Source organism: Flavobacterium petrolei, from assembly GCF_003314435.2.
In the GTDB taxonomy this organism is placed as follows: Bacteria; Bacteroidota; Bacteroidia; order Flavobacteriales; family Flavobacteriaceae; genus Flavobacterium; species Flavobacterium petrolei.
Genome location: NZ_QNVY02000004.1, coordinates 264,280 through 290,640, shown reverse-complemented (window position 1 = coordinate 290,640; position 26,361 = coordinate 264,280). Strand labels below are relative to the sequence as shown.

Here is a 26,361-nt window from a genome sequence, read left to right as displayed (position 1 = left end):
TGAAAGCGATAGTACTATTTTTTTTTAATAGCTTCATAACTTTAATATCCTGTGTTTTGAGGTTGTAAATTTGGATTTGCATTCAATTCTAGCTCTGGAATAGGCCACAAAATATCTGCACTGTTCCAACCTGGTTTTGAAACAGATAGTACTCCATCGACTGTTCCACTGCGCTTTAAATCAAAAAAGCGATGCCCATGTTCAGTAAAAAACTCAAATCTTCGTTGTTTTTGAATTTCAGATAAAATTTCAGTGGCGATAGTTGAGGTAATTATTGGTAAACCAGCGGTCGTTCTTATCTTATTTAAATCCTCTTTTGCGCCTGCTAAATCGCCTAGTTTTGCTCTTGCCTCGGCTCTAATCAAATATTGTTCTGCTAAGCGCAACACAATAGAATATTCCTGCGAACTTGTTGTTGCGGTGCGCAGTTTGTATTTATTGGGATGATTCCAAGTATTTAGTCCGGTGGTAACTGACTTTGTCCAATTCACTTTGCGTTGGTCGCCTGTTTCAAATGCATTCATAAAATCGGTACGAAGCGCACAAACTGGTGGTGGACCTGATACGAAAATAAAAGTTGTACCTTCATTACTGTTTCGTACCGCTGTTGCTGATGCTAATTGCCAAATAGTAGTTTTACTATTTCTTAGAAAAATTTTGTTTAAATCCGTTTCCCAAGCATAAAGCGGACTATTGATAACAGTAGTTGCTTCATTTGCTGCTTCTGTATTTTTATTCCTGTATAAATATACTCTGGCCAGCATGGCTTTGGCCACCATTTTATTGGGTTTTGCACGATCCGAAGAACTATAATTTTCAGGTAATCTTGAACTGGCGCTTTCTAAATCCTTCACGATTGCTGCATATACTTCATCCGCAGCACTACGCATAACTTTTCTATTAATTTCATAATTGGTTCCTGTAATATAGGGGATGCTACCATAAATTTGTAATAGATAAAAATGTACTAGAGCACGAACGAATAGTGCTTCACCCGACACTCTGTTTTTAACCGCAATAGGTAACCCGGTCGAATTTTCAACTCCTTGAATAACTGAATTGGCGTTATATATTTGACTATAGCTTGAAGTCCAAAGTGACGCCACAGTAGCATTATCAGCCGTAAGCGCATTGTTGTAAATAGGTAGGGCAATTGTAGAGTTGGTATAATCCTGTAATTCATCCGCGTACAATCCCATTCTAACAGATGCACCAGTAGGTAACCCAGATAGGATGCCGCCGTCACGAAGTTGTGCATAGATTTGTGCCATTGATGCATTTGCTGTCAATTCACTTTCAAACACTGTAGTTCCTGTAAGCTGAGAATTAGGTAATGGAACCTCTACAAAATCACTACAGGAACTTGAAAAAAGTATCACTGTCAAAACCAAAAGAATGCGATACACCTGAAATGGCTTTGTTTGTACCGTTATAAATTGTAAATTTTTCATATTACTATTTTTTGAGGATTAAAAGTTTAATGTCATTCCGCCACTGATCACTTTTAGTGGAGGGAGGAATCCTGAGAACTTAAACTCGGGATCACCTGCTTTGTAAGATGTAAATGTCAGTAGGTTTTGACCTTGAATAAAAAGTTTACATTTTACATTAGTGGTCGCTTGTAACGGAATATCATAGGAAAGTGAAATATTTTTTAGTCTGATAAAAGAGCCGTCTGTAATTACAGCATCGCTTTCTATGTACCTATAATAGGTGCTTACCGCTGCACCATTTAGTCCCGTAGTGTGCAGTTGCGAACTGCTTTGATCCCCAATTTGCTGCCAAGCGTCACCACTAGTGTTGCTTTGGTTTACTTGACCACCTCCCGGAACATTTGAAATGTAATCGTAATTGTCTCTTTTTACGAACTGCAATAAAAAATCCAATTGCCAATTTTTATAGTCCAATTGGTTTTGGATACCTCCAAAATATTTAGGAGATAAGTCCTTGCTAATTTGCTTGTCGCCTGCTGTTATGCTTCCATCCCCATTTAAATCTTCAAAATCGTATAATCCTGTTTGTGGATTAACACCTTTGCTTTGGTATAATTTTACAATATCAATTGATTGTCCAATCACATACCGATTTGCAAAAGTGGAACCTGAAAGATTTGGAAAAGAAAGTAGTTTATTTTTTGCAACGGCCACATTGAAGTTCGTTGACCATTTAAAAGAGTTTGAATCAATATTTAGGGTTCGTACGGAAAATTCAAAACCTGAATTTTCAACGGTAGCATCAAGATTCGCATTCAATGACAAGAAACCTGTTGTAGCTGGCATAGGAATACCCACCAATTGATCCGACGAACGATTCCTATACAACGCTAGCGTACTAAAAATTCTGTCTTTAAAAAAACCAGTTTCTAAAGCTAATTCTAGTTTACGATTGGTTTCCCATCCAAAATCGGCATTATAAAGTCGTGTAGGTTGTAACCCAATTATGCCCTGATAATTTGCACCAGTTGTACCGTAAGTATCATAAAACTGATAATCTCCAATTTGATCATTACCCGTAGTTCCATAACTAAAACGGAGTTTTCCAAAACTCATTTTACTATTTTCTGGATTGAATTTTTCTTTGCTAAAAATCCATGCAGCTCCAATAGCACCAAAATTAGCATATTGTTTGCCTGGTCCAAATCGGCTGGATCCATCCCGACGACCTGTAAAGTTTAAAAAGTATTTTTCGTTGTAACTGTAATTGATGCGACCAAAAAAAGCTTGATAACGGTATAAAAAGGTATCGCTATTGGTTGTGTTTTTTGTAATTGCAGAAGCTAAGTTGTTAATCAGATTATTGTTTGCAAAACCAATACCTGATTGGAATAGGCGTTCTGTACGTTGCTGTTGGCTTGTCATCCCCACTAGTATATCAAATTTGTGGTTTCCAAAATTTTTGAAACCTCTTAGTTGTGGCTCTATAATCCATGATTGTCTGCTGGTAAGGTTTAAGTACATTGATGAATTGTCACTCCCAACTTCGTAAACGGGATTGTAAATCGTGGATGGTATCGTTCGGACTTCTTTCGTTTTTAAATCGGTAAAACCAAAATTTGATTTTATTTCTAACCCTGGAATTAATTCATAAGACAACACGCTGTTGGCTACTAAGTCATTGGTGTTCGCACGGTAGGTACTTTTTAGAGGTGCCAAAGGATTTTCGAAGGTATCATTTTCCCAGTTCAGATTTCCATTTGAATCGTAGAGTGCTGGAGCGTTTGGTGCCAAATAACGCGCTGTTAACGTCAAATCTGTCGCTGCTTGTAGATTATCTTGTGCCGTGTAATTTCCCGAAAAAGAGATTTTGAATTTCTTATCTAAAGAAGTGTGGTTTATTGAGCTAAGAATCCCTCCTTTAATGTACCTGAAATCTCCCGGAAGGACTGTTCCCTCGGTTCTGTAGTTCCCACTAATCAAGAATTGTGTTGTTTCACTACCACCAGAGATACTGGTTCTAAAGTCATTAATTGTTGCTGAACCGCCTAATAATTCCTTTTGCCAATTGGTATATCGAGTTTGATCCCAAGCTCCATTTAAATCATAATCGGTATCCGATATTGGAATTCCATCATTGATAAATGCTTGTTTACGCATCGATAAATACTCCTCCGTATTCATCAGATCTACAAATTTAGTCGCTGTACCAACGGCTGTTGAGGCAGTTACTGAAATGTTTGTTTTACCTGATTTTCCTTTTTTTCGAGTAATTAAGACTACGCCGTTTGCTCCCCTTGAGCCGTAAATTGCAGTCGCATCAGCATCTTTTAATACTTCGATGCTTTCAATGTCATTGGGATTAATACTGTTGAGCGGACTGGCTTGGCTTGGTAATGCCGTTGAAGTATTCGTGCTTCCTATGGACTCGTTTGAATAGGGAACTCCATCAATAATGTATAATGGTTCATTTCCATCAAGGCGAATACTGTTGCGACCTCTAATTTTAATTTGGAAACCACCGCCGGGAGTTCCCCCATCTTGAATGATATTGACACCTGCCATTCTTCCTTGCATTGCGGCTAGTACATTTGTGACAGGTTGCTTGTCGATATCTTTTGCAGTCATTCTTGCAATGCTACCGGTTTGCTCTTTTTCTTTAATAGAATAATATCCGGCATTTATTACGATTTCTTTTAAAGTCGTTGCATCTTCAGTCAATTTTACATTGATAGTTGCTTGATCTGCAACTACAATTTGAATCGTTTTATAGCCTAGATAGGAAAAAACCAAAACATCATTCTCCCCTGCTAGTATGGTGTAATTTCCATTTTCATCAGAAAATGCTGTTGTTGGCTTATTTTTAACCTTTATGGTTACACCAGGAACTGTGCTGGTATCATCGGTAATTTTACCTTTGATAGATCGTGTTTGAGCATTTAATCCTGTTATGAAGCACAGGAAAAGGATGCAGTACAGTTTGGACAGTTGTGTTGTTGTCCAAAACTTCAAAAATGATTTTTTTTTCATACTTTTGAATTGGTTTAGTTAGACTTCGGTTTAGTTTGCTTTGGTCCTCTATTCGTCCGCCAAGAAGAGTTAGAGGGCCTTTTTTTAGTGATTAGCCTCGAAAGCGCTAAGGCATAGATTTTTGTTTTTTAAGTCATAGGCGTTATCTGTATTTTATTAGGTTTTGTCACATCTAAGCAAGCTGTATGATGTGAAAATAAATAGTTATTTTTCTTAGTTATTGCTGTTTATATAAAAGCATCGGAACCATAAAGCCAACAAATTATCAGTGTAATTAAAGCTAGAATTAAAGTAACTTTTATAGTTTTATAGTATTTCATGTTTTCGTTGTTGTTTCCTGTTTTTCAATTCATTATTTCGATTTGCGCCATTGCTGTTACCACAGATCTTGAGAGCACTCTTTTTTTGGGTGCAAAAGCTTTTGAATTTATATTGTTGTTTTTTTTAGGAAAGTACACTGCCGTTGCCAGTTGCAGCCCAACGCAGGCAGTGCGTTTCCAAACTAACTAATTCAATTAATTGATTGATTTACGATACTGTAAAAAAGAAGATTTGCTAAGAATAAAAGGAGTACCTTTTGCGCATAAAAAATGGCATGGAACTCAGCTTACTGCGCCGAAGGTACTGGTATACCGTGCAACAATAAGTGAGCCCACGCCATGGGACGTGAGCATCTAACTTATCATCTCGTTGCTTAAAGTACCAGTTTTTCGACGCGAGATTCAAAGCGAATGCTTCAAATATTTTATATGAAGAATCGCAAAATTACATTTAATATGCAATTATATTACAAACATAATAAAAAAAATAACACGGTATGATATATCATACCATTAATTTCACAAATAAGAATGAATTTTAGCAAAAGCTAATAAAAACGATGTGACTGAAAAAGAAAAGTTAGGAGAGGAAATGAGAAAACTCCGTGAAAAAATACCAAGCTCAGACTATAATAATGGAAATATTTCTCAGCAAGAACTTGCTGATAAAAATATTGGTTTGACAAAACATTTAATTGGTACAATCGAAAGAGGTAGCGCTAATCCTACGTTAGAAAAATTAATTTTTCTTGGTAAAGCATTAAATCTCAAAACTATCAATATCTTAAATGTAGAAATTAATGTAGATAAGTTTATTAAAGAGAATGCAAAACGGAAGTAAAATAAGTAAACACTGATAGAGAACAATAACGGATAAAAAAATAAAATAAAAAGATGCTTAGGCATTTTTTTTATTGCCTATTTGGAAAACCGTAAAGAATTTTAGAAAGGGTTTTGTACGTTAGTTATTGAATATAAATTATCGAAATGAACTTTCAGTAATTTAACCAAAAAGGTTGTATATACTAAGCTCAGTTCAAACATATATACAAGAATTACCGGGTCATAATAGTAGTAAAATAACTTAAATTTATACTTATGTAAGTACGAAAAGTATTCAGCAGATAAAAAGTCCATTTGATGATTTGTAAAAAAATATTTATACATTTGATCTGAAACAAAGTCTGACCGTAGTCAGACCTATCTCTCTAAATTTAGGGTGATAGGTGTGATTTTATCAGACCCATCTACTAGTTGTGCGTCATTTTACCAAAACTAACCGAAAAACGAAAAAACAAAAACTTAAAATTTTAAAATGAAATTATTCTTAAAAGTTATTATCTTTTTTATACTTTTTAGTTCAATAAAAAGTCAGTCTCAAACAATTGATACTTTAGTGGATGTAGGAAATCATAAACTACATTTCAACATTATAAAAGGTTCAGGAATTCCAATTCTTTTTGAAGCTGGTGCTGGAAGTGCTGGAAGAGTTTGGAATTCTATTCTGCAACCAATTGCAGATTTAACTGGAGCAACAATAATAACATATGATAGAGAAGGTTTAGGTAAAAGCACTATGAATACTTTAGAAACTGAAGACTCAAAACACAATATGTTAAATAGCCTTGTGGATTTAGAAACTGGATTAAAAAAATTGGGCTACAACAAACAAATTATGTTAGTTTCTCATTCTTTTGGCGGTTACTTTTCAACTTTATATTCAGTAAGGAATCCAAATCTTGTAAAATCGATTGTATTAATAGATGTAAACCATAATTTTATGGAAAAGTTTGTAGAAAGCGATTTAAAAAAGCAAGAACTGCTTATTCCAGAGTGGAAAAAAAACAAACTTGCTATATATTATATGGCTACAAATATACGTGAAACTGTAAAAATGATGAGTGAAATTTCAATTCCACAAAATATTCCAGTTGTAGATTTAGTTAGTGGAATTCCATCTTTTAAAGAAACTGAAAAAGTAGAACATTGGAAAGAATGTCATAAAAACTTTGTTGCCAGTCATCCAAAAAGTATCGGTATTACCGCATTTGAATGTGGTCACGGAATTTGGTTTGATAATCCAACTTTAGTTATAACAACAATAGCGAAAAGTTATGCCGAAACACTAGATAAAAAACAGAAAACGGAAGTTTATGAACGTACGCTAAATTATGCAATTAGTTCATTAAACAATGTCAAGAAAGAAAATAGTGCCTACATACATTCGGAAGACAACCTAAATAATTTAGGTTATGAATATTTAAACAAGAACGAAAATGAAAAAGCTTTAGAAACTTTCAAACTAAACGTATTATTAAATCCTACAAGCGGAAATGCTTACGATAGTTATGGAGCCATACTATTGAAAATTAATAAAAGAGAAGAAGCAATTAAAATGTATAAAAAATCTGTTGAACTAAACCCAGGAAATGAAAATGGCAAAAGAGTTTTAGATGAACTTTTAAAACAATCGTAAATAAAAAACGAACGCACAACAGCTGTTTTGAGCTAGTGTGTAATTTGGTGGAATTATCGTTTCGCATCAATTTTCTGCAAAGCCGAAAATTGAAAGGTTACGAACCACACACCATCTCAAAGCAGCGGGGACGTTGGCATATATATTATGAAAAAACTACAAACGACATTATTTTTATTGCTTTTAATCCAAATAAGTTTTGGACAGAAACTAAATATAATAAATAATCAAGCTATTCAATTCAGTATCAAAAAAGAAAAGGATACTATCAATTTTGTATTAATCGATACTAATTTAGACGAAATAAAACCTATTTTTTTATTTTGTCAAGGTTCTTTGCCAATGCCATTATTCGTAAAACCAGCAAAAGAAAATATATGGATGATTGGCGGTGGAATAACAAATTTCGAAATAAATGAAATAAAAAAGAACTATCATTTAATTGTCATTTCAATGCCGAAAACTCCTGTAATTGTTAATGAAAAAAACTTAAATAAATCTTATTGCTATATTCCAAATGTAGAAAACCCGATGAATTTGATAAGGAATATGTAAAAGCAGATTTTTTAGAGAATTATGAATATAGAGCAGAGAAAGTTTTAAATTTTTTGCGAAGACAGAAATGGGTAGATAATTCAAAATTAGTAGTTGCTGGACATTCTCAAGGTTCTAAAGTTGCAACACTTATTGCTTTAAACAACAAGAAAGTTACACATTTGGGATTATTTGGTGCAAACCCATTTGGAAGAATTGACCAAAACATTAGAAACTATAGAAAGGAAGCCGAAAGAAAAGAAATCACTTGGGAAAAAGCTAATGAATATATCGAAAACACATATCAAATGTATAGAGAAGCTTATAATAAAGAAACTTTAAAAGAAAATCCAAATTTATTAGCTTGGAAATCTTTCTCAAGACCATTATTAAATGATTGGTTACAAATCAAAATACCTACTTATTTAGCTTATGGTACAAATGATATTGCTTCTGATTTATGTGATTTAGTTCCTTTATTTTATATCCAAAACGCAAAGGATAATTTAACATATAAAAGATACTTAAATTTAGAACATAACTTTTTTGAAGTTAATGATAATGGAAGAGCAAATTACGAAAAAGAACATTGGAAAGAAGTTATGAATGAGTTTATAAATTGGACGAAAAAATAAATACATCTGCCAAAAGCCATTTTGAGCTAGCTGGAGTTTAGTCGAATTATCGTTTCGCATCAAGTTTCGGTTAAGCCGAAAACTGAGTGGTTACGAACTTCCAGCCATCTCAAAGCAGAATAACGTTATGCCCAATTTTACCGCAGAAATGGATACTTACAATTAAAAATTGTTAAAAAATAATACAAAAAAACAAAAAAAAAACTATGACACCTTTAGAAAAAATTTTAGAATGGTTTGATGCACAAGACCTCAAAATTAAATATGATTTTGTACCAATGACCTCGCATTTCCATACTGATGAGACAATAGAATTAGAATTTGATAAAGAGAAACAGATTGAGCTTTTCAGAGATTATTTGAAAGAGACGAACCTGAAACCAAAAGAAGTAATAAAACGAACATTCTTTTTGAAATCATTATTTAATTTTACAATGGATAGTAGAGATAGTGAAGAAGGTTGGGAAAAAGCACGTGAAATAAATAAGAAAATAAATGATGATTTGGAAAGTGAAGGTAAAAGTTTTGGGACTTATGACACTTTTATGCTAGATTTTGACGAACGTAAATCAAAATGGATTGATTGGTCTAACAAATGGAAACTTCTTCTTGATTCAAGTTTATCTGATAAAGCTATAGGAGATTGGTATTTTTCTTCAATCAGAAAATAAAGAATTCAAAATTTTATTTTTATTATATTTTGACCCTGTTTAAATTTTAGTTATTAGAATTTAAACAGGGTCTTAAAAAAAAACTGGGCATAACAGCTAGAGATTCGTTGCGTGCGCAGCACGAACAATGAAACTCCGGTTGAACGGAACCGTTCACTGGAAGGAACTATGGAGTTATCGTAAAGTTTTAAAGGAGAATTTCAAGAGGATTTAGTGTCCTCTTTTTTTTAGAGAAGTATTTTGGATTTGGTTTCGTATTTTCCTTCACTTTTGAACACAAGTTACCTTACCCATAAAATTAGTTTTGACAGGAAATTTTGTTTTGGCTACCGCCAAAAAACGATCGGTAGCTATGGTTTCATCACTTATCAAATCAGCATCTTTCAAGAACGAAACAAATAGATTGAAAGTGTTATTTAATGCGATTGGGTTATTTTTATGAAATGGGTAATGCTTTGATAATTGGGACGAATTTCTACTAAAAGACATTGCATTTTAATGTTTCTGAAAAACTACTTTTCTAGATCTCGATCACTTCTAATTGCGTTGAGATAACCATATAAATACATCTTTAGAAACAATTTACTATTGAAACTCGGGCGACCTTCGGTCTTGAGCGTTTTTATAGCAAAATCGAGCTTAGAGAAGTCAATATATTCGACAAAGGCATCGATAAATCGCAGCTGATTATCGGGACATATACTAGTATCTTCTAAACTTGAAAAACACTTTTTTTAACGGAAAATACCTGTGATGTGTTGCATTCTTAAAAATACGAAAAATCTTCTTTTCATACTAGTATTTTGTTATATTTGATGATAATACAACGGAGGTTTTTTCACAGACTGACGTTAGCTGACATATTACCAAAAAATGAGAGAAATCAATAATTTATGAAATCAATTACAGAAAAACTAACGACAAACTCGAGAGTCATTAAAAGTCATCTAACAAAATACGGTGATACTTTTAAAGCCTTTAAGGAATTAATAAATAACTCAATCCAAGCTAAGGCAAAAAATATAAAAATTGAGATTGTCTACAATAATTCTATTACCGTTAAATCAGGTATTGAAAAAATATCAATTGTTGACGATGGATATGGTGTCCCTTTTTCAGAATTTAAAACCAAAATTTTACAAATTGGTACAAATGTTAAAGAAAAAGGACAAGGTATTGGAAGATTTAGCTCTTTTCAAATTGGAGAGTTAATGAAAATTGAAACTGTAGCATATGATGAAAAGGAAAAAAAATTCAGCAAAACACTTTTTGGAATAGATACAACCGATTTAAAAGATATTGAACTTGAGAAAACCGATTTAAAAATTGATTTTCAGTATTTTGAAGAAAAAAAACTAGATACTTATTACAAAGTAGAAATTGAAAATTTTCATCATAATACTCAACCAAAAGTTTTTAATAAAAATAAGATAGCTACTGACTTTTTAAGTGAAAACATAACTCAAAGTCTTTTTGAAAATTATCCCTATGAAATTTTTAATGATAAAATAAGTTTTTTTGTAAACGACCACAAATTATCAAAATCCGATTTCGTCATTGGACAACCTATATTTAAAAACGTTCCTTATACTGATAAAAACGGAAAAGACCACGACATCAATTTTTATTTTTACAATATAAAATCACAAATTAATAAAGTTAAAGTTTTCTTTCAAACTGAGAATGATGGAGTTAAATCGGTCGCTTATGAATACACCTATTCTTCCGATTGGTACACAACCGATTTAGGAACTTGGTTTATATATGTTGAATCAGATTTTTTTGACATTGATCTATTTAGAAATTTAGATATCGAATCACTTGGTGAAGAAGAAATTAAAAACTTAAAAAATACTGTTAAAGAATCTATCAATGATTTTTTTAAAGCAAGAAATAAAAGATTTGAAAAATTTGTCGCTAGCTTAGAAAAAGATAAATTCTATCCTTATTTAGATAATAAACCAGCTTCAACTTCTCAAGAAGTTGTTTTTAAAAAAATAGCATATATACTTGAAGATGAACATCATTTAATTCAAAAAGATGAAAAAATTAGAAATTTTCTATATCCTCTATTAGATAAAGCTATTAGTAATGGTAATATCGAATACATATTTAAAAAAATTCTAAAATTATCCGAAGAGAATTTAGAAAAATTTAATTCACTTCTTCAAAAAACAGATTTAGAAGATGTTATTCATTTTGCAAGTCAAGTTTCTGAAAAATTAGAGTTTTTAAACTTCTTACACGAGCTAGTATATGGTGAAATATCTAAACATTTAAAAGAAAGAAGCCAATTACATAAAATTGTTGAAAATGAATTATGGTTATTTGGTGAAAATTATAATGGATCACCACATTTATGGTCAGATAAAAAAATTGGAAACATCCTAAATGAATTAAGAAATAAATATTTCAATTATATACCGTCAAAAAATGACGACAATTTAATTGAGACAGAAGGTAATATGGACGATATTACAGACCTATTTTTCTACAATGAAAGAATAACTGATAACGATACTCGTGAAATTATGGTCGTTGAATTAAAATCACCAAAATGCTCTATAGGTCAAAAAGAGCTTAATCAAATTGATCGTTATGCATTCACTATTGAAGAAAATTCAGCATTACCAAGTGATAAAGTGAAGTATAAACTTTTATTAATTTCATCTAAATTAAATAGTTATGCAAAATCAAAAGTAAAATCTCAGAGGGAAAACTATAAAGATAATCCATTTTTATATGACCGAAAAACTGAAAAAAACATTGAGGTTTATGTAATGACTTGGTCTGAACTTATTGAGTTAAATAAAAGAAAATTAGGCTATTTACATAATCAATTATCAATTAAAGATAAATCAGTAAAAGAAAAATTTGAAAATGAATATCCGAATTTAATTGACGAAAAAGTAAGTGCTCAGCTTAGAAAAGCAGTGTAAAAATACGTCAGCTAACCGCCATTTTGAGCTAGCTGGAAGTTCGTAACCGCTCAATTTTCGGCTTAACGAAAACGCGATGTGAAACTATAATTTCACTAAATTCCAGCTAGCTCAAAATGGCATAACGTTATAGGGCATTTTAAAAAAGACAACGATCGAAAAAAATATAATTTAACAATTTAGAAAATGAATAATTTAGAAAATAGTTTAGACATTCGTGTCAACGCACTTTTCAATAGCGAGATAAAAAAGCAGTTATTAGATAAATCTCAAAGCATCTATAATAGTATTCAACCTCAAAAAAGTAATGATGTTTTTGCCAACTTACAAAATAAATTAGAAGCAATGAAGCAAACACTTGTAATGTTATCTGATGAATTAATTAAAATTGGAAATGAAGCATTAAACGATTTTGAAGAAGAAATACAAACTGTTCCTGTAGCTGAAAAAAACACAGCAATTGAGAACCTAAGAGGACTGATTACTGAAGAAATCAAAGAAATTGTAAAACATATGTCAACGTCTAAATTTCGCGAATAAAATATTAAACAGCGATTTATATTGAAAATTGTAATCTGAAAAGTAGAAACTTGAAGACTGAAATTTTGAGAAACGTTAATTGAAAAAATACTTTATAAAATCCAAAAAATAAAAGTTCGTAAAGCAAAAAAATATAAAAACATACTAAAAAGCGAATTTTTTATTGAAAGTGTAAATTGACAATCTAAATAAATAAAAAAACGCCCTATAACAGCCACTCCTATGTAAAGCATCATAAAGTTATTCACAACTTTTGAGAGGGATATATGTTGGTTATTTTTCGAGTATAAAATTCCGCTCCTACGGCTTGTTGAAAAAGTTGGAAACAACTTTTTGTCCGCCGAAGGCTTAGACTGAAAAAGTTATTCTAACTTTTTCAATAATGCCACGTATTTTGATCTCTTTAATTTCATAGTCTTTCTTTTAAATGCTTGAAAATCCAACTCCTATATGTGGTTTTCGTTTTTTAGAACGAGACCACCTGTATCTGTTTGATTATAAGAATAAAAATAGATGCTTGCTACAAAATGTGCCTTCGTTTTATGGAATCACCCTAGCTGTTTTGTAGTTTATTCTCTGGTATGGTTGAGCTTTTTAAGAATGTTATTTTTATTTTTCTAACAATAAATTTCTATTAATTTTATAGGGTGTTTCGGTTTTAATCATCGAGAGTATTCTTCGTGCCAATTTATGGGCTATTTTAATAATGACGCTCTTTACGTTCTTGCCTTGATGTTTGCGGTAATAGTTTTATATTTCGGCATCCTAGCTAACTGGTTCTCGTTTGAAATGAGTGCATACTTACCTTATAAAAACAAGTCGAAGCGTTTACAACGCGCCTACTATACTACTAAACTGAAGTTATTAAAATAAATGTATTAGCTAAAATAATCAAACTATTTAAAAAAAATAAATTCTAAAATCTATTTTTGACTACTTTTATGAACTTTCAAAAAACAAATAAATGAACGATATCCTTAAAAAAAAATTCCCATCCTTCTCAAATGCTCTTCTAATAGACGTTAATACAAATGCCCTACAGCAATCTTTTGCTGCTGGAGATGTCATTATGCGAACAGGTCAGTACATAAAAAATACTGTGCTCGTTTTGAGCGGTAAAATAAAAATCTATCGAGAAGATGAAGAAGGCAGCGAATTTTTCATGTATTATTTACAGCCAGGTCAAGCCTGTGCTATTTCAATGATATGCGCAACAAAAAATCAAAAAAGCCAAATTATGGCAAAAGTAGTTGAGGATGTTGAATTAATTATGGTACCATTGCAATTGATGGATAAATGGATGATGCAACATCGCAGTTGGTATGAATTTGTAATTGATACGTATCGAAGTAGGTTTGAAGAAGTCCTTGATGTGATTGACAGTATTGCTTTTAGAGCAATGGACGAACGCTTGGAATTTTACTTAAAAAGGCATAGAGATGCTTGTGATTGTGATGATTTAAAATTGTCGCATCAAGAAATTGCAAGTGAATTGAATACTTCTAGAGAAGTTATATCTCGATTACTCAAAAAACTAGAGCAACGAGGGGTACTAAAAATGCATCGCAATAATATTGAACTTTTAAAATAAATCTTCCTATGTGATAAATGTTACAGATTATAAAATTTTAACTAGCAATATTTGCAGTATAAAATTTATAATTATGGAATATATAGGTTATTTTGCGTCAATTCTGATTGGCGTTGCTTTAGGACTGATAGGTGGCGGTGGCTCCATTCTTACTGTACCCGTTTTAGTTTATTTATTTGCAGTTGAACCGGTACTAGCAACTGCTTATTCGTTGTTTATTGTTGGTCTAACCAGTGCAGTAGGAACTGTTGGTTATTTCAAAAAAGGGTTGGTAAACATAAAAACAGCCATTGTTTTTGGTATCCCATCCATAATTGCCGTTTTTACTACAAGAGCTTTTATCGTTCCCGCTATACCTAAAGAGATCTTTTCGACAGGAAGTTTCACATTGACTAAAGATCTTTTTTTAATGTTACTTTTTGCTGTAATCATGGTTATTGCATCTTACACAATGATTAAAAAAGATAAAAAAAATACAATAGAAGAAGCCGGAGAACAAAAATTCAATTATCCATTGATACTTATTGAAGGTGCAATTGTTGGAATTATTACAGGTTTAGTTGGTGCAGGTGGAGGATTTTTAATAATTCCTGCGTTAGTTATTCTGAGTAAATTACCCATGAAAGAAGCGGTTGGAACATCGCTTGTAATTATTGCAGCCAAATCATTAATAGGCTTTTTTGGAGAAGGTGGAGAAAGTATTATTGATTGGCAGTTCTTATTTACCATTTCAGGTTTTGCAATTGTTGGAATTTTTATTGGAACTGCATTATCCAAAAAGATTGATGGTGCAAAACTAAAACCTGCTTTTGGTTGGTTTGTTTTGGTAATGGGTATTTATATCATCACCAAAGAGTTATTCCTAAAATAACACACGTATGTGACAAAAGTCACAATAGTCTGTTTGTAAATTCTTTACGTTTATATTCACAATAAAAAAATCAAAAAAAATGGCTAATCATTATCAAATACTAATCATCGGTGGTGGAAATGCAGGACTTTCTGTCGCTTCCCAATTACTTATCAAAAGAAGTAATCTAAACATCGGAATCATTGATCCATCTGAAAAACATTATTATCAACCTGCATGGACATTGGTTGGTGCCGGTATATTTGATATTAATAAAACCGTTCGTAATGAAAAAGATGTAATTCCAAAGAATACAACTTGGATCAAAGAGGCTGTAGCTGAATTTATGCCTGATGAAAACAGAGTAAAATGCCTTACAGGTGATGAATTCACTTATGATTACTTAGTGGTTTGTCCCGGGATTCAATTGGATTGGAATAAAATAAAAGGACTTAAGGAAACGCTTGGAAAAAATAATGTCAGCAGCAACTACTCCTTTCAGCACGCACCTTACACATGGGAAATGATTGAAAATTTTAAAGGCGGTACGGCAGTTTTCACAAACCCAACAACACCTATCAAATGTGGTGGAGCACCTCACAAAATTATGTATTTGGCTTGCGATTATTGGCGTAAAAAAGGAATTTTGGACAAATGTGATGTTCATTATATTTCTGGAGCAGGCGTAATATTTGGTGTCAAAGAATATGCCGATACATTAAAAAAAGTTGTGGCTAAATATAATATTCACGTTCATTATGGTGCTAATGTTACGGCGATAGATGGTGAAAAGAAAACAGTTGAATTTGAAACTAAAGAAATTGATGAAAACCTAAACCAGAAATTATCTTCTAAAAATGCCGGCTGCTACGGTATAATAGAAAATAGCGCTGATAAAGAACTTAAAAAAGTAACATTGAATTTCGATTTATGCCATACAGTTCCACCACAATCAGCTCCTGATTTTATAAAAAACAGTCCATTGCGCGACTCCGCAAATCCATTAGGATATGTGGAAATTGACAAGAACACAATGCAGCATACTCGTTTTTCAAATGTATTTGCTCTTGGAGATTGCACCAATGCGCCGTGTAGTAAAACGGGTGCGGCAATTAGAAAACAAGCTCCGGTTGTGGTAGAAAATCTTTTGGCAATTATGGATAATCAAAAAATGACAGCACAATACGATGGCTATAGCGCCTGCCCTATTCCTACTCAATACGGAAAATTAATGTTAGCCGAATTTGACTATACTAATACGCCAAAAATGACTTTTCCTATAAATCAGGCAAAACCAAATTGGGCCATGTGGATCCTTAAAACAAAAGTATTACCTTGGTTATATTGGAATAAAATTTTAAAAGGAACTGCATAATAATTATTACCCATTTATTTTTTTGTTTGTTATCCCTTTTGAGTAAAATTGAAAGGGATTTTTTTGGCGTATGTGACAATTATCACACTACAAAGGAATTAATATTCGGAAATTTACAGAGTGAACATTCACTTACTTGTTTCTAAATCAATTTAAAATGGAAATTTCAGCAAAACAACTGGAGATAATTAAGGCGGCCGGAAGAATTCTAACTGCATCGGGCGTTAGTGGTTTGACCATAAAAGAGCTTGCCAAAGAAATGCAATTTTCTGAAAGCGCGATTTACAGGCATTTTGAAAGCAAAGAGGAAATCATCCTTGCATTACTGGATTTTCTAGCCACCAATATGGATGAAAGATTAACAGCATCGTATTCCAAAAATGAAAATCAAAAAGAGCAGTTTGTTCGATTATTTCAGAATCAATATTCATTTTTTAAACAAAATCCACACTTTGTTGTAGCCGTTTTTTCAGATGGTTTAATGGAAGAAAGCCAGCGCATCAACGAAATGATATATAAAATAATGACTGTAAAAATTAAACATCTAAAACCACTACTGATTGAAGGTCAGCAATCAGGCGTTTTCACCAAAGCCATTTCTGCTGATGATTTAACGCATATCGTAATGGGAACTTTTCGACTCCAAATGTACAAATGGCGCATGGCAGAATTCCAATTTGATATTGAAATCGAAGGAAATAAAATGATACAATCTATACTTACTTTAATCCATATAAAATAAAATTAAAATGAAACTAAACAATCTACATATTAGTGACAAAGCTGTTTCAACATTGCAATTATTTAAAGCAATGGAAGGAAATGTTATTGCGCTTAAAATTTTAAAGAATGAGCAACTCAAAGAACATAGTACAAAAACACCAGCATTATTAGTATGTATTGATGGGAATGTAATTTTTGAGAATGAAAATCATAAAAAAGAAATACTCCTAACAGGTGACTATATAATTATTGAAGCAAATGTAAAACATTGGATAAACGCAAAAATGGACAGCAATTTACTACTCATTAAATAAATTATAATGAAAAATATATTTCAAATACTACTACTCATTTTGCTTGGTTTTCAATCAAAAGCCCAAGATGTGGTTTCTTTTAACTCCATTGATCAAGTTTTACATTATGCCGAAAAAAATGCGGCAATACTTAAAATTTCTAACGAACAAGTGGCATTGTCAAAGTACCAAACTTTAATTTCAAAAATAAATGCTTTTAATCCACGAGCAAATGCAACGGCTTCGGCTACGGATAATTTACAATTACCTTCTAATTATTTGCCGGCAGAAATCTTTGGGGGTACTCCCGGTACTTTTAAAGAAACACAATTTGGACAACAATACATCAGTACCATTGCAATTACACCACAGATTGATTTGATAAATATTCCAGCTTGGCAGAAAATAAAAGCGTCTAAAATTAATGAAAACTATGCCGTTACAACGACTTTATTGGTTAAGAAAAATCTTTTTGAGACCATAGCAACCACCTATTACAACATCGTTTCCATTCAAAAACAAATTGAAATACTGCATGACAATTATTCGAATACTAAAAAGATTGAAGACATTGTTTCCAACAAACAAAAAGAAGGTCTGGCCAGGCAACAAGATTTGAATCAAGCTACTGCAAATGTATTGCAGATTGAAGATAAAGAAACACAACTAGCTACTGTCCTACTCCAACAGAATAACATTTTGAAAACAGCCTGTGATATTCCAATTACAACTGTTTTAGAAATAAGTGATACACAAGAAAATGCAACGGAAAATACTGTTTTGGATGTTACCAATACTTTATTGAGTCAACAGAGCAAGTTGCTTCAAGAGGTTTCCAATCAAGAGTTGAAAAGTTTCAATTCTTCGTTTTTTCCAACACTTTCATTAGTGGGAAACTGGATGTATCAAGACAATAGCAATGCCGGCTTTTTTAATCCAAATTCAAATACGTTTCAAGCCTCTTATGTAGGACTTCGATTGAATTATGCACTGCCGGACGCTTCTAAATATCTGCAAAAAAGAAATTTAAAAACAACTGCTGCGATTGCCGAAGATAATGCAAAACACAATTTGCTTCAGGAAAACAATCAAAACCAACAGTTGAAATTAGAGTATCAGAAAGCAGTTGACAGTTATGTGATTAACCAAAAAATTGCTGCACTGAAAATTGACACCTACACTAAAAATTTAGAAATATACCATCAGGATTTGATTTCGCTTGATAATTTAATGATTTCTTTTAATGATAAATTAAATGCAGAACTCAACTTAAAAGTGATAGCCACTAATATTTCCTATTTGACCACAAAAATAAACCTCAACAACACCATTCAATAATGAAAACAATAGTAAAAAGCACACTAATTTTAGCATCACTCGCACTGCTTTTTTCCTGTGGTAAAAAAACGGAAGAAAGCAAAGTAGAACGCAAAAATATCACCGAAATGGTCTTTGCATCGGGAACTTTAAAAGCCGATGACGAATACAATTTGATGGCTCAAACCGAAGGATACATCACCAAAATCAATTTTAATGAGGGCGATGAAGTGGCTGTTGGAAAAATTTTGGCTGTAATCGACAATCCGCAAAGTAGTATCAATACTAAAAGTGGTTCCAAATTGTTGCAAATCGCAAAAGCAAATACCAGTTCCAATGCGCCACTTTTACAACAATCAAAAGCCAATCTGAACGCAGCAAAATTAAAACTGCAGCAAGATGAATTGTTGGCTGTTCGATATAAAAATCTCGTTGAAAGTAACAGCATTGCTAAGGTTGAGTACGAAAATATATTGGTTGCCGTGAGCAATTCGAGAGCTTCAGTCTCGGCATTGGAACAACAATATCAAAATCTTTTGGTTCAAGCCAATCAGCAAGTAATTGTTCAAAACCAACAACTGGAAAACAGTCAGGTTCTTCGGGATTTTAATGAAGTAAAAGCTTTGGTAAACGGTAAAATTTACAAACAGAAAAAGCAAGTGGGCGACTATGTCCGCAAGGGTGATATTATTGCGGTGATTGCCAATAACCAGAAAATCTACGCCAATTTGAATATCGACGAAAGCAATATGGGAAAGATAAAATTGAACCAGCAAATCGTGGTAAAACTGAACGTAAACAGTGACAAAACCTACCAAGGCGTTATTTCAGAAATACTGCCCACTTTTGATGAGCAGTCGCAATCTTTTATCATAAAAGCCATTTTTACAGAACCTATGGATTTTGCTATTTCCGGAACCCAATTAGAAGCTAATATTTTTGTAAATAAAAAGCAAAATGCCTTAGTTATTCCAAGAAGTTTTTTGGGTTATGGTAACAAAGTTTTGGATGAAGACAGAAAACCAATAGCAGTAAAAACAGGGATTGTTTCCTCTAATTATGTTGAAATACTAGCGGGTTTAAAAGAAAATCAAATCGTATTAAAAGAACTATACTGATGAAAAATTACAAACACAATATCAATTCTGAAATTGCTTTTATCCATTTGATTTCCAAAAAGAAACAGACGATGGTCGCTGCATTAGGAGTTACGGTTGGGATTGCAATTTTTATTTTTATGAATTCGCTGATGTATGGTTTTGAAGTATATTCTGTTGAAAGTTTATTTAAATCGACGCCACATTTACGCATTTATAAAGAAGAACACATCAGCCAGCCTTTAGTTAAAACGAGCAAAACCGATTTAGCCTTGCTTACCAATCCTAAAATTACCAAAGAAAGCAAAAAATTAATCAATCCGAATTTACTCATCGAAGCGCTAAAAAAACAACCTGAGGTAATTGGCGTAACGCCAAATGTTTCGGCAAATGTGTTTTACAATAATGGAGAAGCACAAGTAACAGGAAGAACATCCGGAGTGAATATCGAGGAGCAAAACACGATGTTTCAATTGGAACAATACATTGTTGAAGGTAAATATTCCGACTTAAAAGCCAATCAAAACGGAATCATTTTAGGGGTTGGAATTGCTGAAAAACTGAATGTTCGGTTGGCTGATAATATTTCGGTCACCACAGCTTATGGCGTTTCTAAAGTGATGAAAGTGGTTGCGTTATTGAAAACCGGAGTTACAAATACTGACAAAACACTATCGTATACCAACATTTCGGCAGCGCAACAACTCAACAAACAGGGCGCAAGTTTCATAACCGATATTTATGTGAATATCAATGATTATGAAACGGCTAAAAAACTAATTCCAAAATTCAAACAGTTAAGTGGATATGAAGTTGAAGATTGGGAAACAGCCAATGCTTCGGCAGCGGCAGCGAATAAAATCAGGAAAATGATGGCCATGTCTATTTCATTTTCGATAATGCTGGTAGCGGCTTTTGGCATTTACAATATTTTGAATATGACTATCATGGAAAAACTGAATGATATTGCGATTCTCAAAGCGATTGGATTTTCAGGCAAAGATGTCATCCAAATTTTTGTAAAAGAAGCTATTGTTATTGGATTAATCGGGATTGCATTTGGTTTGGTGTTAGCGATGCTTTTAGTAAAAGTAATGGGTAATATGTGGGTTGGCGGCGATATTGGTTTTTTCCCGATTCGGTTTTTCCCAAAATTCTTTGGCTTAGGAATAGGATTCGGATTAATCGTAACCACATTGGCGGGATATATTCCGGCCAGAAAAGCAGCTAAATTAGATCCTATAACAATTTTTAGAAAATGATACAATCAGAACTATTATTACAAGCAAAAGGAGTTAGTAAATATTTTTACGAACCCGAAAAATTTAAGGTATTGAACGATATTTCTTTTGACATTCATAAAGGAGAATTTGTAACTATGGTAGGAAAATCAGGTTCGGGAAAATCGACTTTGTTATACCTTCTCTCAACAATGGATACGGATTATGAAGGAAATATTATTTTAGACGGTGAAAATTTAACCCAAAAAACAAAAGAACAGTTAGCTGCTATTCGCAATGAAAAAATAGGTTTTGTTTTTCAGTTCCATTATTTATTACCTGAATTTTCGAGTTTAAAAAACGTAATGATACCAGCACTCAAATTAGGAAAATATTCTAAAGAAGAAATTGAATCAAGAGCGTATTCCATCTTAGAAAAATTAGATTTGAAAGACCAAGCATTAAAACCCGCTTCCAAACTTTCAGGTGGACAACAACAGCGCGTTGCCATTGCGAGAGCCTTAATAAACGATCCGAAAATCATTATGGGCGACGAACCAACGGGGAATTTAGACAGTAAAAATGCAGCAATTGTTTTTGATTTGTTCAAACATCTGACGACCGAATTTAATCAAACGGTACTTGCGGTAACCCACGACAATGATTTTGCAAAAGCCAGTGATAGAATTATTGAAATGGCCGATGGAATTATTTTATAAACAATGACATTTATCAGTGTTTTTTATTTAAAGTAAAAAGTACCATTAAAACCCATTAAAGCACCACACACCTATTCTTGAATTTGATTTAATTTGTATAATTAAAATTTATAACAAAATGTCAAGTCATTATCAAATAGTAATCATAGGTGGAGGAAATGCTGGTCTTTCAGTAGCTTCGCAATTACTTCGAAAAAGAAGCAATTTAAATATTGCAATTATTGAACCTTCCGAGAAACATTATTATCAGCCAGCTTGGACTTTAGTTGGTGCAGGAGTTTATGATATCAATAAAACGGTAAAGAAGGAAAAGGATTTTATACCAAAAGGAACTACTTGGATAAAAGAAGCAGTAACTAAATTTGAACCGCAACTGAATACAGTCGTTTGTACTAATGGTAAAGAAATTAGTTATGATTTTTTAATTGTATGTCCAGGCATACAATTAGATTGGGGAAAAATTAAAGGTCTGAAAGAAACGTTAGGAAAAAATAATGTAAGCAGTAATTATTCTTTTGAATTTGCACCGAAAACATGGGAGTTCATAAAAAACTTTGAAGGAGGAACCGCAATTTTTACCAATCCGAAGGGCGCTATAAAATGTGGTGGAGCACCGCATAAAGTTATGTATTTAGCTGTCGATTATTGGCGTAAAAAAGGAATCCTCGATAAATGTGATGTTCATTACCTTTCTGGTGGAAGTATCATTTTTGGAATAAAAGAATACGCGAAAACTTTGGATGAAGTAGTAAAAAGAGGAAATATAAAAACTCATTTTAAAGTTGATGTTACTGAAATTGATGGGGATAAAAAAATTGCGTATTACGAACAGGAAAATAGTAGCGGTGAAGTAGAACGAAAATCAATTCCATTTGATTTATGCCATGCTGTACCCCCACAATCAGCACCAGACTTTATTAAAGAAAGCCCACTCACGAATCTGACAATCCCATTAGGATATGTTGATGTTGACAAATATACAATGCAACACAATAAGTTTTCAAATGTATTTTCATTGGGAGACAGCTCAAGCGCCCCTTGTGGGAAATCAGGTGCAGCCATACGCAAACAAGCTCCTGTAGTTGTTGCAAATGTACTTTCGATACTAGACTATAAACAACCTACAGCAAAATACGATGGTTATGCAGCTTGCCCAATTCCTACTCAATACGGAAAATTAATGTTAGCTGAGTTTGATTACAGCAATACTCCAAAAATGTCTTTTCCTATTGATCAAGCAAAACCAAGATGGTCAATGTGGATCTTAAAAACAAAAGTTTTACCCTGGCTATATTGGAATAAAATATTGAAAGGAACAGCGTAATAGATATCTTTTTAAAAATATAAAGCACCACTATTAACTCTTTTTTTAATTATCTTTAAAAGAATTCTACAATATAATTTAAAACAAATAATTATGGCTTTTCAAATGAAACATACCTTTTCAAAGCAGATCCTTTTTGTAGCATTGACTTTCCTTTTACCATTAGCAACAAGTGCTCAAACGGATAATGGAGTAAGTTTTTTTCCAAATAAATCAATAGGTTTTTTAGGATTAATGACAAGCTTAATTATAATAATTGTGGGGCTGGTTTTCCTTTTAGTCCTAAAACTAAATACCGTTACTGCTCATTTTCTCAATGATAAAAATTTGACTAAAAAAGATAAATTTAAAAAATACTTCAATAACTTAAGTACTTCTGAAATTGAAATTTTAAAAAAGAAACAAAATCAATCCAATAAAATCATATCGGTTCTGATTCTCGGTGTTATTTCACTGCTGCCGCAAATAACTTTCGCACAAACTGCACCTGCAAATAGAGCACATTTATTTTCTGAACCGGGAGTTATTATTACTTTAGTTTTGGTATTTATTCCTTTATTTTTCGCTCTTTTATATTTAGCGATAAAAGTGAACAAGGGATTTAATCAGTTCTTCAACTCACAAAAAATAAAAGAAGCTGAAGAATTAGCAGCATATCTTTCTAGTCCAGAAAACATTCCTCCAATTGAAAAATTAGAAGAACTGAAACAAAAACTAGATTATAGCCTATCATCAACTGAATTATCCGGCACTGAAATAGCTGAAGACAAAAAAGGATTACTGAAAAGCATTAGTTCAGAAACAAACTATCGTTATTTTGCTGTAAAACGTCCCCCAATAAAACGCCCTAAAATTGATCCACAACTGACTAAATTGATTTTATGGTTTTTGGGCACAGCTGTATTTTGGTTGTTTATAGGAAGTAGTGTTGGTGAATATGTAGGTATTAAATTTATTGCACCGGATGCAGATACCTTCAGTTGGTTGAGCATAGGAAGACTTAGAGCAGTTCATACCAATTTAGTTTTTTGGGCTTGGGCAACTATCGGAATCATGGGATTGGGTTATTATATCGTTCCAATGGTGAGTAATGCCCCTTTGCACAGTATAAAAAATGGCTGGACGGCTTTGATATGTGTGAATGTAGCGATGTTGGTTGGTGGCATATCTTTAATGGCTGGAATTAATAATGGTGGTGGTGAATATCGTGAAATTATTTGGCCAATAATGGCAGTATGGGCTTATGGTTTGATGCTTACCGTGATTAACTTTATTAAAACTGTAGCAAAAAGAACCACACATGAAATATACATCTCTAACTGGTTCATTATTGCTTCGTACATTTTCATCCTTATTGTTGCTATAATTGCATATATCCCAATGGGGCAAGATGGTATTGGTGAAACCATAGTACAAGGATATTATATGCATCAGGCCGTTGGAATGTGGTTTATGTTTTCTATGCTTGGGGTCTTATATTACCTGTTGCCACAACAACTGAACAAACCTATCTATTCCTACAGTTTAGGAGTGCTAGCCTTTTGGTCACAAATTCTTTTTTATACTGTAATTGGAACTCATCATTTTGTTTTTAGTGCTTTACCTTGGTGGCTGCAAACTGTTGCTATTGTTGGAAGCGTTGGTATGCTTATTCCAGTTACCGCTGGTACCATAAATTATCTAATGACATTTAGAGGTTCTTGGGGAAAAATAAGTAATAGTTATTCTCTTCCATTCTTCTTTGTGGGTGTTATCTATTATTTTACAGGTTCTTTCCAAGGTACTGCGGAAGCCTTCAGATCTACTAATCTAATATGGCATTTTACTGATTTTACTATTGCCCACTCTCATATAACCATGTATGGTATCATTACCTTTTTATTGTTTGGAAGTATTTATGCCATTGTGCCAAGACTTACTGGCAAAGAACCACCACAGCTGGGTGTTGGTGCTCATTTTTGGTTGGCTTTAATAGGCTTACAATTTTACACCATACCACTTATGATTGGTGGTACGCTCAAAGGATTGATGTGGGCAGAAGGAAAACCATTTATTGATAGTGTGGTAATGATGGGTCCGTATTGGTTGTGGAGAGCTATCGGAGGAACGTTAATGTGGCTTTCTCATATTGTTTTAGCTTACAATATGTATAAAATGATGAAACCTACAATTGAGATTGATATAAAAGAAAAAGCATTTGAATTTATCAATCAAAATATTGAAACTAATGCAGTTGAAACTAAAATATAAATAACGATGAGTCTATTTCACGAACATAAGAAACTCTTTTCACTTGCTACAATTCTTTTTGGTACACTAACGCTTTTTGTTGCCGTTCTTCCATCACAGTACAACCAAGAAAATAATGCTCCATTATATGGAAGTATTCCGCTTACTAAAGAGCAAGAAGCCGGACGACAAATTTACATTCGAGAGGGATGTGTCGGGTGTCACTCGCAACAAGTTCGAAATGTAGATATGGATAAAACTTGGGGCGACAGACCCGGAATAGCAGCTGACTATGCTCTAAGTACGCGAAAAAGTATCTGGCAAAATGCTGGAACTTTAATGGGTACAGAACGAACCGGTCCGGATTTAACCAATATTGGTGTAAGGCAACCGAGCCAGGATTGGCATTTGGTTCACTTATATAACCCCAGGACTGTCATGCCTCAATCCATTATGGCACCTTATCCCTGGTTATTTGAAATTAAATCAAAAGCAGAAAAAGGGGATATAAAAGTGAATGTACCTAGTGAATTTATGCATGGTAAAATTGGAGATGTAGTAGCTACTGAAGAGGCATTAAATTTAGTAGCGTATCTTCAATCATTAAAACAAGTAAAATTACCAGATGGCACACCTAATCCAGATTTTCTTTATAAAAAAGAGAAAAAAGAAACAGATGATACGACAGGTGCTGGTGCAAAGGAATTAGATGGTGCCGAATTATATGCTGCCCAATGTATGAGTTGTCATCAACAAAATGGTGAGGGTTTAAAAGGTGCTTTTCCTCCTTTAAAAGGAAGTAAAATAGTATTAGATGACAATCCTGAAATTATGGTAGGCATCATTATGAATGGCTACGACGCAAGAGAAGATTATGGAGTAATGCCCGCAGTAGGAACTAACGGAAATTTAAAAGCGGAAGAAGTTGCAGCCATAATGAACCATGAGAAAACAAGTTGGGGAAACACAGCTAAAAAGGTAACACCGGAACAAGTACAAAAATTAATGGATCTCGCAAAATTAAGTGCACCTAAACAATAAGTAA

At 33.0% G+C, this 26,361-nt stretch carries 23 protein-coding genes; 19 read left to right on the top strand and 4 right to left on the bottom strand.

Annotated elements, in window-relative coordinates; translation table 11 throughout:
* Positions 1 to 41: 41 nt before the first annotated feature.
* Entirely contained in the window at positions 42 to 1,451 is a 1,410-nt protein-coding gene (locus DR871_RS13035; protein ID WP_113667157.1) for a RagB/SusD family nutrient uptake outer membrane protein, read from the bottom strand.
* Between the two features lie 18 nt (positions 1,452 to 1,469).
* Complete coding sequence (locus tag DR871_RS13030; protein ID WP_129752545.1) at positions 1,470 to 4,463, bottom strand: SusC/RagA family TonB-linked outer membrane protein; 2,994 nt, start codon at positions 4,461 to 4,463, stop codon at positions 1,470 to 1,472.
* Between the two features lie 882 nt (positions 4,464 to 5,345).
* On the opposite strand from DR871_RS13030, the gene DR871_RS13025 reads away from it, so the two are divergent.
* The 5 genes from DR871_RS13025 (at position 5,346) to DR871_RS13000 (ending at position 9,099) form a co-directional block, all read left to right on the top strand.
* Complete coding sequence (locus DR871_RS13025; protein WP_113666504.1) at positions 5,346 to 5,624, top strand: helix-turn-helix domain-containing protein; 279 nt, start codon at positions 5,346 to 5,348, stop codon at positions 5,622 to 5,624.
* 474 nt (positions 5,625 to 6,098) lie between these two features.
* On the top strand, positions 6,099 to 7,259 hold the full coding sequence (locus DR871_RS13015) for an alpha/beta fold hydrolase (protein WP_113666505.1): 1,161 nt from the start codon (positions 6,099 to 6,101) through the stop codon (positions 7,257 to 7,259).
* A 147-nt stretch (positions 7,260 to 7,406) separates the two neighbouring features.
* Complete coding sequence (locus DR871_RS13010) at positions 7,407 to 7,814, top strand: hypothetical protein (RefSeq protein WP_113666506.1); 408 nt, start codon at positions 7,407 to 7,409, stop codon at positions 7,812 to 7,814.
* Complete coding sequence (locus DR871_RS13005; protein WP_165355337.1) at positions 7,763 to 8,428, top strand: alpha/beta hydrolase family protein; 666 nt, start codon at positions 7,763 to 7,765, stop codon at positions 8,426 to 8,428. Before DR871_RS13010 ends, DR871_RS13005 begins: the two co-directional genes overlap by 52 nt.
* A gap of 206 nt (positions 8,429 to 8,634) precedes the next feature.
* A complete protein-coding gene (locus DR871_RS13000; protein ID WP_113666508.1) occupies positions 8,635 to 9,099 on the top strand; it encodes a hypothetical protein in 465 nt (154 codons plus the stop codon).
* A 264-nt stretch (positions 9,100 to 9,363) separates the two neighbouring features.
* On the opposite strand, the gene DR871_RS12995 is transcribed toward DR871_RS13000, so the two are convergent.
* Entirely contained in the window at positions 9,364 to 9,588 is a 225-nt protein-coding gene (locus tag DR871_RS12995) for a hypothetical protein (RefSeq protein ID WP_113666509.1), read from the bottom strand.
* 23 nt (positions 9,589 to 9,611) lie between these two features.
* A complete protein-coding gene (locus DR871_RS16565; protein ID WP_242497119.1) occupies positions 9,612 to 9,668 on the bottom strand; it encodes a hypothetical protein in 57 nt (18 codons plus the stop codon).
* Between the two features lie 324 nt (positions 9,669 to 9,992).
* Between DR871_RS16565 and DR871_RS12985 the strand changes: the two genes are divergently transcribed.
* From DR871_RS12985 to DR871_RS12915, 14 genes are all read left to right on the top strand, one after another.
* Complete coding sequence (locus DR871_RS12985; RefSeq protein ID WP_113666510.1) at positions 9,993 to 12,038, top strand: ATP-binding protein; 2,046 nt, start codon at positions 9,993 to 9,995, stop codon at positions 12,036 to 12,038.
* Between the two features lie 186 nt (positions 12,039 to 12,224).
* Positions 12,225 to 12,578, top strand: a complete 354-nt coding sequence (locus DR871_RS12980; RefSeq protein ID WP_113666511.1) for a hypothetical protein — start codon at positions 12,225 to 12,227, stop codon at positions 12,576 to 12,578.
* 964 nt (positions 12,579 to 13,542) lie between these two features.
* Positions 13,543 to 14,169, top strand: a complete 627-nt coding sequence (locus DR871_RS12970) for a Crp/Fnr family transcriptional regulator (RefSeq protein WP_113666512.1) — start codon at positions 13,543 to 13,545, stop codon at positions 14,167 to 14,169.
* A gap of 73 nt (positions 14,170 to 14,242) precedes the next feature.
* Positions 14,243 to 15,040: a sulfite exporter TauE/SafE family protein gene (locus DR871_RS12965; protein ID WP_113636846.1), complete on the top strand. Its 798-nt coding sequence runs from the start codon at positions 14,243 to 14,245 to the stop codon at positions 15,038 to 15,040.
* A 79-nt stretch (positions 15,041 to 15,119) separates the two neighbouring features.
* Positions 15,120 to 16,394 carry an NAD(P)/FAD-dependent oxidoreductase gene (locus tag DR871_RS12960; protein ID WP_113636849.1) on the top strand — a complete coding sequence of 425 codons (1,275 nt, stop codon included), beginning with the start codon at positions 15,120 to 15,122 and terminating at the stop codon, positions 16,392 to 16,394.
* A gap of 157 nt (positions 16,395 to 16,551) precedes the next feature.
* Positions 16,552 to 17,136 (top strand): TetR/AcrR family transcriptional regulator, encoded by a 585-nt coding sequence (locus DR871_RS12955; RefSeq protein ID WP_113666513.1) that lies wholly within the window; start codon positions 16,552 to 16,554, stop codon positions 17,134 to 17,136.
* Between the two features lie 7 nt (positions 17,137 to 17,143).
* Complete coding sequence (locus DR871_RS12950; protein WP_072944091.1) at positions 17,144 to 17,431, top strand: cupin domain-containing protein; 288 nt, start codon at positions 17,144 to 17,146, stop codon at positions 17,429 to 17,431.
* A gap of 6 nt (positions 17,432 to 17,437) precedes the next feature.
* Positions 17,438 to 18,748, top strand: coding sequence for a TolC family protein (locus tag DR871_RS12945; RefSeq protein ID WP_113666514.1), 1,311 nt, complete (start codon positions 17,438 to 17,440; stop codon positions 18,746 to 18,748).
* Positions 18,748 to 19,845 (top strand): efflux RND transporter periplasmic adaptor subunit, encoded by a 1,098-nt coding sequence (locus DR871_RS12940; RefSeq protein WP_113666515.1) that lies wholly within the window; start codon positions 18,748 to 18,750, stop codon positions 19,843 to 19,845. The genes DR871_RS12945 and DR871_RS12940 overlap by 1 nt, the downstream gene beginning before the upstream one ends.
* Positions 19,845 to 21,086 carry an ABC transporter permease gene (locus DR871_RS12935; RefSeq protein ID WP_242497117.1) on the top strand — a complete coding sequence of 414 codons (1,242 nt, stop codon included), beginning with the start codon at positions 19,845 to 19,847 and terminating at the stop codon, positions 21,084 to 21,086. The genes DR871_RS12940 and DR871_RS12935 overlap by 1 nt, the downstream gene beginning before the upstream one ends.
* Complete coding sequence (locus tag DR871_RS12930; RefSeq protein ID WP_113666517.1) at positions 21,083 to 21,763, top strand: ABC transporter ATP-binding protein; 681 nt, start codon at positions 21,083 to 21,085, stop codon at positions 21,761 to 21,763. The genes DR871_RS12935 and DR871_RS12930 overlap by 4 nt, the downstream gene beginning before the upstream one ends.
* A 118-nt stretch (positions 21,764 to 21,881) precedes the next feature.
* A complete protein-coding gene (locus DR871_RS12925; protein ID WP_113666518.1) occupies positions 21,882 to 23,087 on the top strand; it encodes an NAD(P)/FAD-dependent oxidoreductase in 1,206 nt (401 codons plus the stop codon).
* Between the two features lie 93 nt (positions 23,088 to 23,180).
* A complete protein-coding gene (locus DR871_RS12920) occupies positions 23,181 to 25,337 on the top strand; it encodes a cbb3-type cytochrome c oxidase subunit I (RefSeq protein WP_113666519.1) in 2,157 nt (718 codons plus the stop codon).
* A 6-nt stretch (positions 25,338 to 25,343) separates the two neighbouring features.
* Entirely contained in the window at positions 25,344 to 26,357 is a 1,014-nt protein-coding gene (locus DR871_RS12915; protein WP_113666520.1) for a cytochrome c, read from the top strand.
* Positions 26,358 to 26,361: the final 4 nt, after the last annotated feature.

Bases quoted from the DNA above. Each gene is read 5' to 3' on its own strand.
- DR871_RS12965 (WP_113636846.1), top strand. From the start codon at position 14,243: ATGGAATATATAGGTTATTTTGCGTCAATTCTGATTGGCGTTGCTTTA.
- DR871_RS12945 (WP_113666514.1), top strand. From the start codon at position 17,438: ATGAAAAATATATTTCAAATACTACTACTCATTTTGCTTGGTTTTCAA.
- DR871_RS13035 (WP_113667157.1), bottom strand. From the start codon at position 1,451: ATGAAAAATTTACAATTTATAACGGTACAAACAAAGCCATTTCAGGTG.
- DR871_RS12940 (WP_113666515.1), top strand. From the start codon at position 18,748: ATGAAAACAATAGTAAAAAGCACACTAATTTTAGCATCACTCGCACTG.
- DR871_RS12920 (WP_113666519.1), top strand. From the start codon at position 23,181: ATGGCTTTTCAAATGAAACATACCTTTTCAAAGCAGATCCTTTTTGTA.
- DR871_RS12915 (WP_113666520.1), top strand. From the start codon at position 25,344: ATGAGTCTATTTCACGAACATAAGAAACTCTTTTCACTTGCTACAATT.
- DR871_RS12935 (WP_242497117.1), top strand. From the start codon at position 19,845: ATGAAAAATTACAAACACAATATCAATTCTGAAATTGCTTTTATCCAT.
- DR871_RS12930 (WP_113666517.1), top strand. From the start codon at position 21,083: ATGATACAATCAGAACTATTATTACAAGCAAAAGGAGTTAGTAAATAT.
- DR871_RS12995 (WP_113666509.1), bottom strand. From the start codon at position 9,588: ATGTCTTTTAGTAGAAATTCGTCCCAATTATCAAAGCATTACCCATTT.
- DR871_RS13010 (WP_113666506.1), top strand. From the start codon at position 7,407: ATGAAAAAACTACAAACGACATTATTTTTATTGCTTTTAATCCAAATA.
- DR871_RS13015 (WP_113666505.1), top strand. From the start codon at position 6,099: ATGAAATTATTCTTAAAAGTTATTATCTTTTTTATACTTTTTAGTTCA.
- DR871_RS12985 (WP_113666510.1), top strand. From the start codon at position 9,993: ATGAAATCAATTACAGAAAAACTAACGACAAACTCGAGAGTCATTAAA.
- DR871_RS12970 (WP_113666512.1), top strand. From the start codon at position 13,543: ATGAACGATATCCTTAAAAAAAAATTCCCATCCTTCTCAAATGCTCTT.
- DR871_RS12955 (WP_113666513.1), top strand. From the start codon at position 16,552: ATGGAAATTTCAGCAAAACAACTGGAGATAATTAAGGCGGCCGGAAGA.
- DR871_RS12950 (WP_072944091.1), top strand. From the start codon at position 17,144: ATGAAACTAAACAATCTACATATTAGTGACAAAGCTGTTTCAACATTG.
- DR871_RS13030 (WP_129752545.1), bottom strand. From the start codon at position 4,463: ATGAAAAAAAAATCATTTTTGAAGTTTTGGACAACAACACAACTGTCC.
- DR871_RS12925 (WP_113666518.1), top strand. From the start codon at position 21,882: ATGTCAAGTCATTATCAAATAGTAATCATAGGTGGAGGAAATGCTGGT.
- DR871_RS12960 (WP_113636849.1), top strand. From the start codon at position 15,120: ATGGCTAATCATTATCAAATACTAATCATCGGTGGTGGAAATGCAGGA.
- DR871_RS13000 (WP_113666508.1), top strand. From the start codon at position 8,635: ATGACACCTTTAGAAAAAATTTTAGAATGGTTTGATGCACAAGACCTC.
- DR871_RS12980 (WP_113666511.1), top strand. From the start codon at position 12,225: ATGAATAATTTAGAAAATAGTTTAGACATTCGTGTCAACGCACTTTTC.